This window comes from Bacillus sp. SRI_025 (genome assembly GCF_057592095.1).
Window position 1 is genome coordinate 153,913 of record NZ_JBYEGB010000003.1, and the last position, 14,757, is coordinate 168,669.

Sequence of the window (14,757 nt, forward strand, 5' to 3'; positions counted from 1 at the left end):
CCCATTGTAATGAAAAACACAATTCCATTTCTACTTTTTTTTAGAAAAAGAAAAGCACATCGGATCGGATGTGCTCAGTTTACATTCGTATTTTCATTTTTCTTATTTGCTCGGCGCAGGACAATGAGCATAAGCCCTATTAAAATCACAATAGACAGCAGGCTTTGCAGTAAAATCACACTTGGTGACGTCCAGCCAATCCATTCGAATATGAGCTGCGGTCCGAAAAAGATGAGCGGAATCAATGAAACGACATTCGCCTTTAAGATTGCATTGAATACAACGATACATAGCAGCATAAGCAGAATGACGCCCCATCTTTGTCCTGAAGTAAGTACAAGTAATGGCGTACCAAGTTTTTGATCCAAAAGTTTGATTGTCACCATTGCTGTCAGCTGAAAAATTCCTAATAACCAAAAGTAGAGGAATACCCGGCTGCTTGTTTGAAAGGCGGTCGCTCTAAACATCACAATGATCATGATCACATTGGCCACTAAAACGATTGGATATCCAATCAAAGCAAACCAAGAATACGATAAATTTTGGCTGATTGCATCTGATAAAATCATGTAAAAAAGTGACCCAATTAAAAAAGCACTGACAAACGGCACCCAGTCTTTATGATTTCCTGACAGCTCTTTTGAGAGTTCATCTGCATAGCTCCGCGGATCTCCGCCGAACACATCCTCTCCTGTTTTGCCGTCTTTTTCAGCCTCAACCGCATGTGTGGTCAGTTCGTCCATCAGCTCATCAATCTCATCCTGATTTTTTCCCTTTGATATGAGATAAAGTTGCAGCTCTAGTAAAATGTGTCGTGTTTCTTTTGATACCATAATCTCACTTCCCTTTTTGTAATAAGCGGTTTACATTATTTGAAAGCTCATCCCAGCGGGCAATAAACTCTGTGAGCGCTAGTTCACCCGCTTGTGTGAGCGTATAGTATTTCCTTTTCGGTCCGCTTGCTGAAGCTTTTGTGACAGTGGTCACCAGCTGTTCCTTTTGCATTCGCAGCAAAATCGGATAGATACTGCCTTCACTTATTTGATCAAACCCATAATGCGCGAGCTTCTTCGTCATTTCATACCCATAAATTTCACCCTCAGAAATAATCGACAGCAGGCAGCCTTCTAAAATTCCTTTTAGCATTTGTGTGGATGTTGTCATAATCGTTCCTCCGGTTTCAGTATCTTGCATCACAAGATAGCTTCATCTTACCATACACTATCTTGCCATGCAAGATACCGTACTAGAAAAAAATCACCGCTTAAAGGGTGATTTTTACGCCCAAGGTTTATCTGTCCCAAGTGCGTCAGCAAGCGCCTTACTATGTTTTCGGCGGCTTTTTCTTTCCTCTGCCCGCTGCTTCGCTGTTTGATGAAGCATGATCTCTTCTTCTGTTTCCGGCATCACCTGCGGGACTCGTTTAGGCTTTCCGTTTTCATCTAATGAGACAAATGTCAGAAATGAAGTCGCTGCGAGCCTGCGTTCTCCAGACATCAAGTTTTCTTTAATGACTTTAACGAACACTTCCATAGAAGACGTGCCGACCCATGTGACATAGGATTCCAAGCATACTGACTCCTTTTGTCCAATCGGCTCTAAAAAGTCAACAGAATCCATTGAAGCTGTGACCGTTTCACTGCGGCTGTGTCTTGCTGCCGAGATAGAGGCAATGTCATCTATATAGCTCATTAATTTCCCGCCAAATAACGTTTGGTGGTTATTCGTATCGAGAGGGAATACCCTGCTGGTTTTTACAACTTTCGATTCCTTGCAGTATTTGAAATTTTCTTCACTCATCATCATAGCTCCTTCTTGCTGTTTTCGTAGATGCGGAACGACTTTTATTAAACACTATTCTTTTAGGTTTGTCTAAACTTTTTGCTTTAGTCTTATGTGAGAGATTTTCTTTCGGAAATGTTTCAACCATGACAAGAAGAAGGAATAATAGAACTATGAACGAACAAGGAGGCCATTTGATGGATTCGATGAGAGCAGAGCAATTATACAAAATGCCGCAATGCATGAGTGAATACGACGATTTAGAAGAAGTTCTTTTATGCAGTCCTATTTATATGGAAATCAAACAAATTATCAACGAAACACAGAAACATTTTGCGAAAGAAAATATTTCTCAAATGAAAGCAGTCGCTCAGCATAAAGAATTGATCCGAACGCTTAAAGATCATCAAGTACGGCCCATCCTGCTCCCAGCGAATGACCGCTTCCCTGAGCAAGTCTTCACTCGGGATATTGGGTTTACGATTGGACATACACTGTTTGTTTCAAAGATGGCCACTCCGGTTCGGCAAGGGGAAGAACAATGTCTAAAAGAGTGGGCACAGGCAAACGGGTTATCAGCTGTCACCTTGACAGAAGGAACGATTGAAGGCGGCGATGTGCTTGTGGATCAGAACCGTGTGTTTGTTGGCACGAGCAAAAGAACTAGTCCAGCCGCTATCTACCAGCTCAAAAAGGAACTGCCGGATCACGACATCATCCCAATTCACCTTCCTCCTCACATTTTGCATCTCGATTGTGTGATGAATATTCTGTCTCATGACGAGATAATCATTTATCCTGAAGCGTTTAAGCAAAAGGATCTCCAGCTGCTCAAAACGTATTATCATTTTGTTGAAATCAGTGAACAAGAGCAATTCACACTTGGACCAAATGTTTTATCCATTGGGCAGAAAAAAGTGATCAGCTTGCCAAGCAACCAAGAAACAAATGCTGCATTAATCTCTCACGGGTACACCGTTATTGAAGTGGACTTTTCTGAAATTATTAAATCTGGCGGCTCGTTCAGATGCTGCACATTACCTATTCGGCGTTCATCTATTAAAAAAGCCAGCGTGTAGAACAGCTTGTCTACTTGCTGGCTTTTTATCTGGCTTGTCCTATTTTCTATTATATAAATGACAGGCGACTTCATGTCCTTCTTCCACTGCTTGTAATACTGGCTTTTTTTCAGCACACACATCCATCGCGGCAGGACATCTTGTTCGAAATACACAGCCGCTTGGCGGGTTCACTGGACTTGGAATTTCTCCTTTTAAAATAAACCTTTTGCGCTTGTCCTCTACGTCAGGATCTGGAATGGGGATGGCAGACAGCAAGGCTTGTGTATATGGGTGAAGCGGTGTTTGATATAATGCATCACTCGTCGTCAATTCAACGAGATGGCCTAAATACATGACACCGATTCGGTCGCTAATATATTTCACCATCGACAAGTCATGTGCAATAAAAAGAAAAGTTAATCCTTCGTCTTTTTGCAGTTTCTTCAGCAGATTCACGACCTGCGCTTGAACGGAGACGTCTAGTGCAGAAATTGGCTCATCTGCCACAATAAACTTTGGCGCCAAGGCAAGTGCTCTTGCAATGCCGATTCTCTGCCTCTGTCCTCCGCTAAATTCGTGCGGATAGCGGGTGGCAAAATCATAGCTTAACCCCACCGCTTCGAGCAGTTCTTTTACGCGGGCAATCCTTTTCTTTTGACTGCCATAAAGCTGATGAATCTCCATTGGCTCCAGCATAATATCTTTTACTGACAGTCTCGGATTTAAGGAGGAATACGGATCTTGAAAGACCATTTGCATTTGCCGGTTGAAATCAAATGATTCTTTTTTAGAAAGGCGGTGAAGACTTTTCCCTTCATATAAGGCTTCACCATCTGTTGGTTCATAAAGACGCATGAGCACTTTCCCAAGTGTGGATTTGCCGCAGCCAGATTCACCAACGAGACCAAAGGTTTCACCTTGTTTCAGCTGAAAAGAGACACCATCCAGCGCTTTTAACGTTCTCCCTTTTGATAGGTGAAAATGTTTTTTGAGGTTGTTTACTTGTAAAAGTGGTTCAACTGTCATGATCGCTCCTCCTCTCGCTTGGTAAATACCGCCTTGCACCTGCCCATTCCTTTTCATATGAAGTGCCAGAAAGGGAGAGCAGTTCAATTTGTCTGCCGGTTTTAGGCGAATGAAGCATCTTCCCGTCTCCAGCGTAGATCCCTACATGGCGGACCGCTCCCTTTCCGTTTTCATTTGCAAAAAACAACAAGTCGCCTGGTTCTAAATGGCTTGATGTCACCGGCGTTCCTTGAACTGCTTGGTCACTTGCGTCTCTCGGCAAAAGATATCCGCACGCTTTGTACATGCTGTAAGCAAAGCCTGAACAATCATAGCCAAAGCTGCTCATGCCTCCCCATAAATACGAAAGTCCAATAAATTGTTTTCCTGTGTCTACGACATCTTTGCCGGTCAAAGAGTAAGCATGTGAAACTGGGCGTACATCCGCTTTGTTGATTTCTCTTATTCCTACTGGGGTGACAACATAAAATTGATCATCTGTTTCTTTAGCTGCTGCCAGTTCTGTTAAAAAACTAATCTCCATATCGGGTTCCCCGTTTTGATAGAGCGTGGCTTTTTTCTGACAAACGATCAGAGATGCCGCTGACGCACTTCCCTCTGTTACTTGGATTAATTGCTCAGCAGGTATATAGCCTGGATAGCCTTGCGGATGTTTCCGGCTGGCCTGCTGCGGTATGACAACTTTCATCCAGCCATCTGCCTCTTCTAATCCAATCACTCGCCCGCCGAGCAGTACTTGAGATTGAATCAAATTTTCTTCACATAAAGCCAACTTTTCTTCATATGTTTGCTGGTCAATCCACTCTTTGATGTTGATGGAGTCCTGAAGTACCTTTCGATCGATTTCTCTCGGAGACTGCGGCGCTGTCCATACGTTAGCGACTGGAACCTTTGATTCATATATCATCACGAGACTCCTTTCACCCCTTGAATGCCTAACCCATGATCGAGCGGTAAAAATATGTCTTTTCCTTTGTACACGATTCCTCCGTCTATCATGTCTTCTTTCAGCATAAGCGGCGCATCAAAATCGCAGCGGGTGATATTCGGCTGACTTGCGGCGAAATGTGCCGCTGCTGTAATGCCAAGCTTTGACTCAATCATACTGCCAACCATGCACTGAACACCGTATGCTTCAGCTAGGGCATTGATTTTTAGTGCTTCTTTTATGCCGCCTGATTTCATTAATTTTAAATTGATCAGATCACAGCTTCTCGTTTCAAGCACTTTGATTGCATCATGAAAATTAAAAATGCTTTCGTCTGCCATAATCAATGTATCAGTTGCTTCTGTCACACGGCGCAGACCTTCGATATCTTCTTTCGGTACTGGCTGTTCTACTAATTCAATATTCAGTGCTTCCATTTTTCGAATGGCTGTGATCGCTTCCTTCCACGTCCATCCTTGGTTTGCGTCGAGCCTGATCTGAATGTCCGGTCCGACTTTTTCTCGAATCCGCTTGATCCGCTGAATATCCGTGTGTATGTCATCTTTCCCCACTTTCACCTTTAACGTCTGAAAGCCTTCGGCTGCGTATTGTTTCGCATCTTCTGCCATCTCGAGCGGACGGTTTACACTGACCGTATAGTCGGTTTCGAGCTGATGACGATATCCGCCAAGGTATTGATAAAGCGGAAGTCCTGCCTGCTTTGCTAACCCATCATAAATGGCCATATCGATTGCTGCCTTTGCGCTTGTGTTGCTTGCGAGCACACGGTTCATAGCAGAAAAGATTTGTTCATACTCTGGCAAGGAAGCCCCGAGCAAAATGGGTCTGATCACTTCACAGATGGCATAGTCGATGCTTTCCAGCGTTTCTCCTGTAATCACCGACGTGGGAACTGCCTCTCCGTAGCTGACGTCACCTTGATCATATGTGATGATGACGATCAGAGATGCTGCGTCATACACCGTTCTTAAAGCGGTTTTGAAAGGCTTTTTTAGCGGTACACTCGTTCTGCATGTATGAACATCCACGATTTTCATTTGATCGCCTCTTTCGCTGCGACGCCTGGGGAAATGTGCAGTTTTTTCCCCTCCGCATCTAGTGCAGCCTGCACGCCCATTGGAATGGCAAAGTTCGGTGATGAATGACCGATCCGAAAGCCGCCGAGTGCAGGTTTCTTTTGCGGCACAATATAGGTTTCCCACAGCTGTTCCAAGGTTAAGGACTGGTCTTTCTTTTTTGGTTCACATTGATGAAAATCTCCAATGATAAATCCTGCCGCATCATCCAGTTTTCCAGCAGAGGTGAGGTGCTGCATCATGCGATCGATTTTATACGGCTCTTCGTCAATATCTTCAATGAACAACAGCTTTCCCTTCGTATCAATTTCAAAAGGTGTACCAAGTGTTGTCACGATGAGGGCAAGATTCCCTCCTATGATGTCACCTGAAGCAGTGCCGGGGTAGAAGGTATGAAGAGGTGACAAGTGATGCGTATACGTAAAGGCCTTCGGGGCAAACAGCTGCAAAAAGGTATCCTTCGTATACGGATGAACCTCTTCAAGTCCCACATCAGAGGAAAGCATTGGACCATGAAAGGTCACAAGGCCGGTCTGCTGCTGGATGGCCGTATGTAAAAACGTAATGTCACTATAACCCCAAAAGATTTTCGGATTTCGGCGAATGAGATCATAGTCAATGGCTTCCGCAAGTCTTCCAGTTCCGTACCCTCCGCAGGCACAAATAACTGCTTTGACTTCTGGATCTTGAAACATGCCATGAAGATCTTCCACTCTTTCATGATCACGCCCCGCTAAATACCCGTACCGAGAATCGAGATACTTCCCTTTTTTCACCTTCAGCCCGAGGCTTTCTAAAAAGGCAATTCCTTTGGCTAATTTCAATTCATCAGGCGGGCTTGCTGGTGCAATAATCCCCACCGTATCCCCTGTTTGAAGCGCTGCTGGCAGCTGGTTCATGCCAATCCCCTCTTTCTCTTTGTTTCTTTCAATCTATGGGCATCTTCTCCATAACATGAACGAATAAAGGAACAGACGCTTTTTTCCAAAGCGTCCGTGTTTCTCATTTACTACTCTCCATCTACTTGCGCCCATTTCAAATCGATATACCCAACAGGGTGGCGGACAATCCCCTTCACGCCCTCTTTTTGTAAATGGACTTGGTTATAAAAATGAATTGGAATGATCGGTGCTTCTTCCATGAGAAGTGCCTCTGCCTCATGAAGGATGCTGTTTCTCTTTTGTTCATCTGCTTCCTGGCTCGCCTTTTTAATCAGCTGATCATAGGTGTCGTTTGACCATCCCGTCCGGTTCATCGCATTCCCTGTTTGAAAGCTCTCGAGGAAATTGATCGGATCTGCATAGTCTGCTAAAAATGAACTTTGCGAGAATTGGAATTTCAGCGCCTTTTGATCTTCTGCAAATACATTGGCTTCCATGTTCGCAAGCTTCACGTCTACACCCAGCGCTTCTTTTAATTGCTGCTGGATGGCTTCAGCTTTTTTCTTGTTCTCAGGCTTTGTGCTATATGTTAATGTGACGGGCGGCAGCTTCGAATAGTTCTCTTCTTTCAGCCCTTTTTCTAATAGCTTCGCAGCTTCACTCGTATCTTGTTTGACAAGATCGCCGCCAGCTTCTCTGAAATCTTCACCCTTTGAATCTAGAATTCCCGGTGAAACGAAGGCGCGGGCAGGCTTCTCTTTATTCTTCGTTACATAATCCACGATATCTTGCGGATTGATCGCCATTTGAAAGGCTTTGCGAATGTTCTTATTTTGAAAAGGTTCCATGTTCACATTCAGACGATAAAAGAACAGTCCTGCCTGATCTTCAATGTGCACATCTTTATTTTTCAGCAAATTTTCACTTTGTTCTGCTGGGACGAAGGCAGTATCTAAATCTCCCGATTGATACATTTGATAATCAGTGTTGCGATCACTGATCATCAGCCACTTTACCTGATCCAGCTTAACTGATTTTTTGTCCCAATACGTCTCACTTTTTTCCATAGTGAAGCTCTCATCATGCTTCCATTCTGTCAGCTGAAACGGTCCATTCCCAACAAAGGTTTTGGCATCCTTTGCCCAATTTGGGTCCTTCTCAGCTACCTTCTCATTGACAGGGAAAAAGGCAGGGTTTGCGGTCATATTTAAGAATGACTTCTGCGGGTATGCCAGTGTGACTTTTAGCGTTTTGTCATTTTCAGCACTGACTTTTACGTCCTCTTTCTTTCCCTTTCCGCTGTTAAATGCCTCTCCGCCTTCAATCATGTAAGCTAAGAACGATGCAGAGGAGCCTGTTTTCGGATCGAGCAGACGCTTCCACGCATATTCAAAGTCACTCGCTTTCACTGGATCACCATTCGACCACTTGATACCATCTCTTAAATGAAACGTGTACGTTTTTCCATCCTCTGAAATCTCCCATTTTTCAGCCATTGCAGGAGATGGTTCGTGCTTTTCATTCAGTCTCGTTAATCCTTCCATTAAGTTATTCAGCCCTTGCCACGATACATTATTAAAACCAATCGGCGGGTCAAATGACGTCGGTTCGTTTTCGTTATTTAAGGTTAATATTTTCTTTTCACCTTTACTACTTGATGATCCTTTACCTGCTTGCTCATTCGCTGTACATCCTGCGAGCAGCATGATGATGAACAAACAAACACTGATGATCCACCCTTTTTTTCTCATCAAAAACTCCCCCTTTGTGTTGAAGATAACATCGCTTGGTTCGCTCGCTCATCCTGGAGCCAGCAGTGCACTGTATGAGTAGGTGATCGCTGCGTTTCATGCGGCATGATATGATCACACACTTTCATGGCCACCGGGCAGCGATCGGTATACGGACAGCCCTTTGGTGGCGCAAATAAATCAGGCGGGCTTCCTTCAATCGGAATCAGTTCATCTTTCATATCAAGTCTTGGAACGGATTGCAGGAGCCCTTTAGTATAAGGATGCTGCGGACTGTAAAAAATATCTCGCCTTGTTCCGACTTCAACCATTTTCCCTCCGTACATGACCGCTACCCGGTCGGCAACTTGGGCTACGACCCCTAAGTCGTGTGTGATTAAAATAATGGTGACACCTGTTTTCCTCTGAATCTCTTTAAACAGCTCTAAAATTTGTGCCTGTATGGTCACGTCCAGTGCGGTCGTCGGTTCATCTGCGATCAGCACCTTTGGCTCACAAATCAGTGCCATTGCAATCATGAGCCGCTGCCTCATTCCTCCGCTGAATTGGTGCGGGTATTGCTTTAACCTCTCCTTCGGCTGCGGAATACCAACCAAATCAAGCATCTGTATGGCGGCTTCTTTCACTTCTTTTTTTGTCAGCTTTTGATGTTCCTTCGCTGCTTCCATCAGCTGATCTCCTATTGTCAAGGTTGGGTTGAGTGCCGTCATCGGATCTTGGAAGATCATCGAGATATCGACACCTCGTATGGCGCGCATTTCTTTTTCAGATAATGACAGCAAGTTGCGGTCTTGAAACCAGATTTCTCCCTGATCAACATGCGCGCTGTATGCAGGCAGAAGCCTCATAATACTTTGTGATGTCACACTTTTTCCGCAGCCTGATTCTCCTACAATGGCTAAGGTTTCTTTTTCATAAACATCGACATTCACTCCGCGTACTGCTTGAACTGAACCGCCGTATGTTCGAAAGCTGACGTGCAGATCGATAATTTGCAGAACTTTTTTCACAGCACCATCACCTCTTCATCTTTGGATCAAGCGCATCTTGCAAGCCATCACCTAAATTGTTAAAGCAAAACATCGTGAGTGAAATAAAAAATGCCGGGAAAAATAAACGCCACCAATGTCCATTGTCTGACAGCACAGTCGGCAAAGCATCATTGGCCATCACGCCCCAGCTTGCAAACGGCGCTTGAATACCTAAACCGAGAAAGCTTAGGAACGCTTCAGCAAATATCGCGGTCGGCACAGTGAGGGTCATCTGGACGATAATCGGCCCCATCGTATTCGGCAGAAGGTTGCGGCGAATGATCCGCAGGCTTTTGGCACCAAAGGTTTTGGAGGCAAGGACATATTCCTGGCCTTTCAGCTGAAGAACCTGACCTCTCACAATTCTTGCCATTCCAATCCATCCGGTGACAGTGAGCGCTACAATAATGGTGACAAGCCCTGGTCCCATGAGCACCATCAATAAAATGACGACAAGTAAATAAGGAAGTCCGTAGAGCACCTCGACAATCCGCATCATAATATGGTCATAGCGTCCGCCTTTATAGCCGGCTATGCCCCCATAAATCACACCGATGGCAAAATCAATCAGGGCTGCCATGACGCCCACAAATAACGAAATGCGTGCTCCGTACCAGGTACGTGTGAACACATCTCGCCCAAGCTCATCTGTTCCGAACCAGTGAGCAGCCGAGGGCGGCAGATTTTGCATCGAAAGACGCTGCTCTGTCACACTATTTGGCGCAAGCAATGGGCCTAAGATTGCCATGACAAAAAGGAAAATCAGGACCGATAGACTAAACATCGCAAGCTTATTTTGCTTCAGCCGCCTCCATGTATCAGCCCAATAGGAAAGAGAGGGTCTTTTAATGGCATGGGCTTCCGTTTTCTTTTGCTCTCGAGGAGAAAACCATTCGTCCGGGACTTCAGGATGCCTGTTCGGTGGATCATGCTGAAGGTGTATACTCATGCCTTTCCTCCTTTCTGATGCAGCTGAATCCTCGGATCAAGGAGACGATACGCCACATCGACAATGAAGAGAAGTGTGATTAAAATAATGCTGTAAAAAACAGTGGTTCCCATGATGACAGGATAATCACGGTTGTTAATGCTCTCGACAAAGTATTTTCCCATTCCAGGAATGGCAAATATTTTTTCAATGACAAAACTTCCTGTTAAAATACTTGCGACCAGTGTTCCAAGAATGGTCACAACGGGTAAAAGTGCATTTCGAAGCGCATGCTTAAATACAATTTTTAAGGGAGAAAGTCCTTTTGCTTTGGCAGTACGGATATAGTCTTGCGACAGCACTTCAATCATGCTCGATCTCGTTAACCTGGCGATAATGGCCATTGGCCCGACAGCAAGGGCGATTGTAGGCAGCACCATATGCATTGGACTTGTCCACATCGCTGTAGGAAAGAGCTTCAAATTGACAGCAAGCTGCTGAATTAATAAGGTAGCAAAGATAAAGTTTGGAATGGATATACCGAAAACAGCAATGGTCATAGCGATGTAATCAATCAAACCATTATGCCGGAGGGCAGCCATGACCCCTAGCAGAATGCCAGAGATGACAGCAATCAATATTGAGATAAGACCAAGTTCTAATGAGACTGGGAAGCCTCTCGCCAATAGATCATTGACACTTTCAGAAGGCTTTTTAATGGAAGGACCAAAATCAAAGGTAACAATGGATTTTAAATAGATGACATATTGAACATAGAGTGGCTCGTCTAAGTGATAGTAGCTTTCGAGGTTTCGCTGGACGGTTTCGTTTGTATTTCGTTCTTCATTGAAAGGCGATCCTGGGATGACCTTCATTAAAATAAACGTTAAAGTCGTAATCGTTAAGATCGTGGCAATCATCGCAATGAAACGCTTGAGCAAAAAGCTGGCCATCTGCTGTCTCCCCCTCGCTTAACAAAATGTTGTACGTGCGGCAAGCTCTGTCATGACAAGCATCGCTTGATAGGCTTCTAATATATTCTCTGCTTGGTACGTTACCATTGTTGTTCCTTCTATGATGGCAGTACCCGGCATTAAATTCGCCCATTCAGCTTGTCCATAGTTGGCAAACTCAATCTTAAGCAGCGGCTGATCAGGAGGCGTCAGCGGGTTCATTTGATCAATCTGTTTCATCGCGGCTTCCACTTGCTGCGAGATTTGTTTATTGACTTTGGCAGGAGGTAAGCATTTCACAGCAGATCTTGAGATGGTCTCTTTCACCGCTACTGTCTTTACACCAGGCATCAGCTCTTCTGCCTCAAGTGCTGCTTGATCATCCCCGCAAACAAGAATCACTGGAACACCATAGTAGCCTGCAATATACGCATTAAAGCCCATTTCACCAATTGGATGATCATTTATGTAAAAATGTCTGACCCCAAAAATCATACTGTGCGACATCACACCTTTCATTGATGCTCTTGCATGATAGCCTAAAAAAACAGCTGCATCATAGGTTTGATCCAACCCTTGCACCATTGAATAAGGCTTTACATCACCTGATATGAGAACTGCCTCTTCATGCAGTTCTTCGATCAAAAGATTATTCATTTTAGAATGACTGTCATTCACCAAAATGTCGGTGGCACCATGCTGAATAAGCGCCTCTACACAGGCATTCACTTCACCTGTCATAATGCGTCTGCCCCGCTCATAGTTATGCTGGCGTGAATCAACAAATGTATGATCAGCTAGACCAGTAATTCCCTCCATATCGACAGATAGATAGAGCTTCATTCCCATCCCCCTTTAATTAAACATAAAATTTGTGTATATTTTTCTAAATTTTCTAAAAAATTATATGAGAACTTGATTGATTTTTCAATACAATGTCTGAAAATAAGGAATTTAGACTCAGATAATACAGGTCAAAAGACTATTTCAGAAAGGATTTTTTTAACAAATAAAACACCACTAACTATGTCTTTAGTGGTGTTTATCCGCTTCATTAATCTGCGATTTCAGCTGTTCATATTTCTTCATGGTTTGTGTAAATAAATCATCAAACATCTGAGGTGCCTGCTGTTGAATGACCTCAGCACCTTCTCCTGTAATTCCCCCTTTTGTCGCCACTCTATCGACAGTTTCAGCAAAGGTGAGACCTCGTTCTACAAGGATTTGGCCTGTCCCTAAAAGGGCATACGTTAAAAACTCATTCGCTTCCTCTAAGGAAAGATCACTATTTCTCACAGCCGCTTTCGCCATTTCTTCAAACAGAGCAGCAATAAAACCAGGAGATGAGCTTGTCAAATTGCTTGCCACATCAAACCGGTCTTCCTCTACCTCCCTGACGATGCTAAAAGCTGAAAGCAGACGGTGTAAACGTTCTTTGTTCTCACGCCCTGCGGCTGCACCATGCGCAACAAGGGATACGCCTGTGCCAACAGCTGACGTGAGTGTTGGGATGTATCTAGACACTGGCTGTGTTGTATGTGCTTGTAACTTTTCTAATGTCACAGCTGCTGCTACTGACACAATATGTACCGCTTTCGCTTTAGATGGCAGCTGATCTAGAACATCTAGTACAGCTAGCGGCGGCACGCAGACAAACAATATATCACATGACGCAGAAAGGTCGTCTAATGAACAAATGCTGATTTCTTGGTGCTTTTCTTTAAGCTGATGCAGGCGTTCCGTTTCACTTCTTGTATGGATCATGATTTGATGAGCATCAAGTATCCCTTTTTCCAGCCACTTTTGCACCATCATATCAGCCATACTTCCATATCCAATAATTCCGATTGTCTCCACAGTTTAAACTCCTCTATTTGCTAAGATTCACTACTTATTTTAACAATTTCCCACAATGTTTTCATTTTTATCCCACACTTTTTTCTTACGATAAAATCAGTCACCACCACATACGGTAAAACACCTTGAACACATACATGAAAAAATCAATGAAAGAGAGTGATTCGGATGACTCACAAAGATGATAAACAAACTATTGAACAACCTCAAAAACAGAAGAAGCCAAATGGCTGGTTTAAACCATTCGTCAGCGGAATTGTGGGCGGTATATTAGCGTTAGGTGTCTACGTTCTTACGCCATATGCTCAGCATTCATCAGACAGCACAGCAAATGATTCGGCAGCGAAAACAGAAGCAGTATCGACAAATCACACGAATTCGTCAAAAACAACAGCCGTCCAAACAGCAAATTCATCAAACAGCATTTCCAGCATGGTCGAAAATGTATCACCAGCAATTGTCGGCATTACAAACTACCAAGCACAAACTCAAACAGACACGAGCTTTGGCGATTTCAGTAACCCTTTCGATGAATCACAGCAAAACAAAAGCAGTCAAGAGGAAAAAACCGGTACAGGCTCAGGAGTCATTTTCAAAAAATCAGGCAATAAAGCCTATATCTTAACAAACAACCACGTCATTGAAGGGGCAAACAAACTCACCGTATCCTTACACGATGGCAAAACCATTGAAGGAAAACTGGTCGGAGCTGATCCGCTCACTGACCTAGCTGTTGTGGAAATTAGCAGCAGTCATGTGACGAAGGTGGCGGCATTAGGCAATTCCTCCTCACTGCGTGCTGGAGAAACTGTCATAGCAATCGGAAACCCGCTTGGTGAAGACCTTTCAAGAACGGTGACACAAGGAATTGTCAGCGGTGTCGATCGAACAGTCTCTATGAACACATCAGCAGGCGAAAGCAGCATTAATGTCATTCAAACAGATGCAGCCATTAATCCAGGTAACAGCGGCGGCCCGCTTCTGACGCCAGACGGAAAGGTTGTGGGGATCACGAGTATGAAAATCTCTGAAACAGGTGTGGAAGGCATTGGGTTCGCGCTGCCAATCAATGATGTCAAACCAATCGCTGATCAGCTTCTCGCAAAAGGAAAAATTGAACGTCCATATATCGGTATCAGTATGCTGGATCTCGAACAAGTTCCAGATGTGTATCAGAAAGAAACACTCGGACTTAAAAGCAGTCAGCTCGATCAAGGCGTGTATGTCAAAGAAATCGCCGCTGGCTCACCTGCCGCCAAAGCAGGCTTAAAGTCAGAGGATGTCATTACCGCCATCAATGGAAAACAAATCAAAACTGGCAGCGAATTACGTCACGAGCTATACACGAATGCAAAAGTAGGAGACACCGTGAGCATCACCCTCATTCGAAACGGAAAACAAGAAACGAAGCAGGTCACATTAACACAATCTGAATCTAAGCAGGTCAGTTCCTAATGAAAAA

15 protein-coding genes are annotated in these 14,757 nt (G+C 44.1%); 2 read left to right on the forward strand and 13 right to left on the reverse strand.

The annotated features are described in order from the left end of the window. Positions 1-74 precede the first annotated feature (74 nt). From AC20OE_RS10465 to AC20OE_RS10475, 3 genes are all read right to left on the reverse strand, one after another. Positions 75-833 carry an HAAS domain-containing protein gene (locus tag AC20OE_RS10465; protein ID WP_064498355.1) on the reverse strand — a complete coding sequence of 253 codons (759 nt, stop codon included), beginning with the start codon at positions 831-833 and terminating at the stop codon, positions 75-77. Between the two features lie 4 nt (positions 834-837). Beyond that, positions 838-1,164 (reverse strand): PadR family transcriptional regulator, encoded by a 327-nt coding sequence (locus tag AC20OE_RS10470; protein ID WP_058838949.1) that lies wholly within the window; start codon positions 1,162-1,164, stop codon positions 838-840. Between the two features lie 114 nt (positions 1,165-1,278). After that, complete coding sequence (locus AC20OE_RS10475) at positions 1,279-1,800, reverse strand: acyl-CoA thioesterase (RefSeq protein WP_008346212.1); 522 nt, start codon at positions 1,798-1,800, stop codon at positions 1,279-1,281. A gap of 179 nt (positions 1,801-1,979) precedes the next feature. On the opposite strand from AC20OE_RS10475, the gene AC20OE_RS10480 reads away from it, so the two are divergent. Next, positions 1,980-2,861, forward strand: coding sequence for a dimethylarginine dimethylaminohydrolase family protein (locus AC20OE_RS10480; protein WP_268465291.1), 882 nt, complete (start codon positions 1,980-1,982; stop codon positions 2,859-2,861). A gap of 39 nt (positions 2,862-2,900) precedes the next feature. Here the strand turns inward: AC20OE_RS10480 and AC20OE_RS10485 are convergent, their stop codons facing one another. The 10 genes from AC20OE_RS10485 to proG all read right to left on the reverse strand — a co-directional run bounded on the left by AC20OE_RS10485 (position 2,901) and on the right by proG (position 13,295). Next, positions 2,901-3,869, reverse strand: a complete 969-nt coding sequence (locus tag AC20OE_RS10485; RefSeq protein ID WP_144495115.1) for an ABC transporter ATP-binding protein — start codon at positions 3,867-3,869, stop codon at positions 2,901-2,903. Next, positions 3,859-4,776 carry a C40 family peptidase gene (locus AC20OE_RS10490; protein ID WP_268465294.1) on the reverse strand — a complete coding sequence of 306 codons (918 nt, stop codon included), beginning with the start codon at positions 4,774-4,776 and terminating at the stop codon, positions 3,859-3,861. Before AC20OE_RS10490 ends, AC20OE_RS10485 begins: the two co-directional genes overlap by 11 nt. Continuing rightward, on the reverse strand, positions 4,776-5,855 hold the full coding sequence (locus AC20OE_RS10495) for a dipeptide epimerase (RefSeq protein WP_342503173.1): 1,080 nt from the start codon (positions 5,853-5,855) through the stop codon (positions 4,776-4,778). The genes AC20OE_RS10490 and AC20OE_RS10495 overlap by 1 nt, the downstream gene beginning before the upstream one ends. Further along, positions 5,852-6,793 carry a S66 peptidase family protein gene (locus tag AC20OE_RS10500; protein WP_058838945.1) on the reverse strand — a complete coding sequence of 314 codons (942 nt, stop codon included), beginning with the start codon at positions 6,791-6,793 and terminating at the stop codon, positions 5,852-5,854. The genes AC20OE_RS10495 and AC20OE_RS10500 overlap by 4 nt, the downstream gene beginning before the upstream one ends. 110 nt (positions 6,794-6,903) lie before the next feature. Further along, positions 6,904-8,526, reverse strand: coding sequence for a peptide ABC transporter substrate-binding protein (locus AC20OE_RS10505; RefSeq protein ID WP_099663192.1), 1,623 nt, complete (start codon positions 8,524-8,526; stop codon positions 6,904-6,906). Beyond that, positions 8,526-9,536: an ABC transporter ATP-binding protein gene (locus AC20OE_RS10510; protein ID WP_106025249.1), complete on the reverse strand. Its 1,011-nt coding sequence runs from the start codon at positions 9,534-9,536 to the stop codon at positions 8,526-8,528. The genes AC20OE_RS10505 and AC20OE_RS10510 overlap by 1 nt, the downstream gene beginning before the upstream one ends. A gap of 7 nt (positions 9,537-9,543) precedes the next feature. Continuing rightward, positions 9,544-10,506, reverse strand: a complete 963-nt coding sequence (locus AC20OE_RS10515) for an ABC transporter permease (protein ID WP_058838943.1) — start codon at positions 10,504-10,506, stop codon at positions 9,544-9,546. After that, positions 10,503-11,438 carry an ABC transporter permease gene (locus AC20OE_RS10520; RefSeq protein WP_039177974.1) on the reverse strand — a complete coding sequence of 312 codons (936 nt, stop codon included), beginning with the start codon at positions 11,436-11,438 and terminating at the stop codon, positions 10,503-10,505. Before AC20OE_RS10520 ends, AC20OE_RS10515 begins: the two co-directional genes overlap by 4 nt. A gap of 18 nt (positions 11,439-11,456) precedes the next feature. Then, positions 11,457-12,281 carry a M55 family metallopeptidase gene (locus AC20OE_RS10525; protein ID WP_039177972.1) on the reverse strand — a complete coding sequence of 275 codons (825 nt, stop codon included), beginning with the start codon at positions 12,279-12,281 and terminating at the stop codon, positions 11,457-11,459. A gap of 189 nt (positions 12,282-12,470) precedes the next feature. After that, the gene (gene proG / locus AC20OE_RS10530) at positions 12,471-13,295 is read right to left on the reverse strand and encodes a pyrroline-5-carboxylate reductase ProG (protein WP_366204663.1); all 825 of its coding nucleotides are present in this window, start codon (positions 13,293-13,295) and stop codon (positions 12,471-12,473) included. 168 nt (positions 13,296-13,463) lie between these two features. Between proG and AC20OE_RS10535 the strand changes: the two genes are divergently transcribed. After that, the gene (locus tag AC20OE_RS10535; protein ID WP_366204662.1) at positions 13,464-14,750 is read left to right on the forward strand and encodes a S1C family serine protease; all 1,287 of its coding nucleotides are present in this window, start codon (positions 13,464-13,466) and stop codon (positions 14,748-14,750) included. Positions 14,751-14,757: the final 7 nt, after the last annotated feature.

Excerpts from the sequence above, each read along its gene's own strand:
- AC20OE_RS10465 (WP_064498355.1), bottom strand. The coding sequence starts at position 833 with ATGGTATCAAAAGAAACACGACACATTTTACTAGAGCTGCAACTTTAT.
- AC20OE_RS10470 (WP_058838949.1), bottom strand. The coding sequence starts at position 1,164 with ATGACAACATCCACACAAATGCTAAAAGGAATTTTAGAAGGCTGCCTG.
- AC20OE_RS10475 (WP_008346212.1), bottom strand. The coding sequence starts at position 1,800 with ATGAGTGAAGAAAATTTCAAATACTGCAAGGAATCGAAAGTTGTAAAA.
- AC20OE_RS10480 (WP_268465291.1), top strand. The coding sequence starts at position 1,980 with ATGGATTCGATGAGAGCAGAGCAATTATACAAAATGCCGCAATGCATG.
- AC20OE_RS10485 (WP_144495115.1), bottom strand. The coding sequence starts at position 3,869 with ATGACAGTTGAACCACTTTTACAAGTAAACAACCTCAAAAAACATTTT.
- AC20OE_RS10490 (WP_268465294.1), bottom strand. The coding sequence starts at position 4,776 with ATGATATATGAATCAAAGGTTCCAGTCGCTAACGTATGGACAGCGCCG.
- AC20OE_RS10495 (WP_342503173.1), bottom strand. The coding sequence starts at position 5,855 with ATGAAAATCGTGGATGTTCATACATGCAGAACGAGTGTACCGCTAAAA.
- AC20OE_RS10500 (WP_058838945.1), bottom strand. The coding sequence starts at position 6,793 with ATGAACCAGCTGCCAGCAGCGCTTCAAACAGGGGATACGGTGGGGATT.
- AC20OE_RS10505 (WP_099663192.1), bottom strand. The coding sequence starts at position 8,526 with ATGAGAAAAAAAGGGTGGATCATCAGTGTTTGTTTGTTCATCATCATG.
- AC20OE_RS10515 (WP_058838943.1), bottom strand. The coding sequence starts at position 10,506 with ATGAGTATACACCTTCAGCATGATCCACCGAACAGGCATCCTGAAGTC.
- AC20OE_RS10520 (WP_039177974.1), bottom strand. The coding sequence starts at position 11,438 with ATGGCCAGCTTTTTGCTCAAGCGTTTCATTGCGATGATTGCCACGATC.
- AC20OE_RS10525 (WP_039177972.1), bottom strand. The coding sequence starts at position 12,281 with ATGAAGCTCTATCTATCTGTCGATATGGAGGGAATTACTGGTCTAGCT.
- AC20OE_RS10535 (WP_366204662.1), top strand. The coding sequence starts at position 13,464 with ATGACTCACAAAGATGATAAACAAACTATTGAACAACCTCAAAAACAG.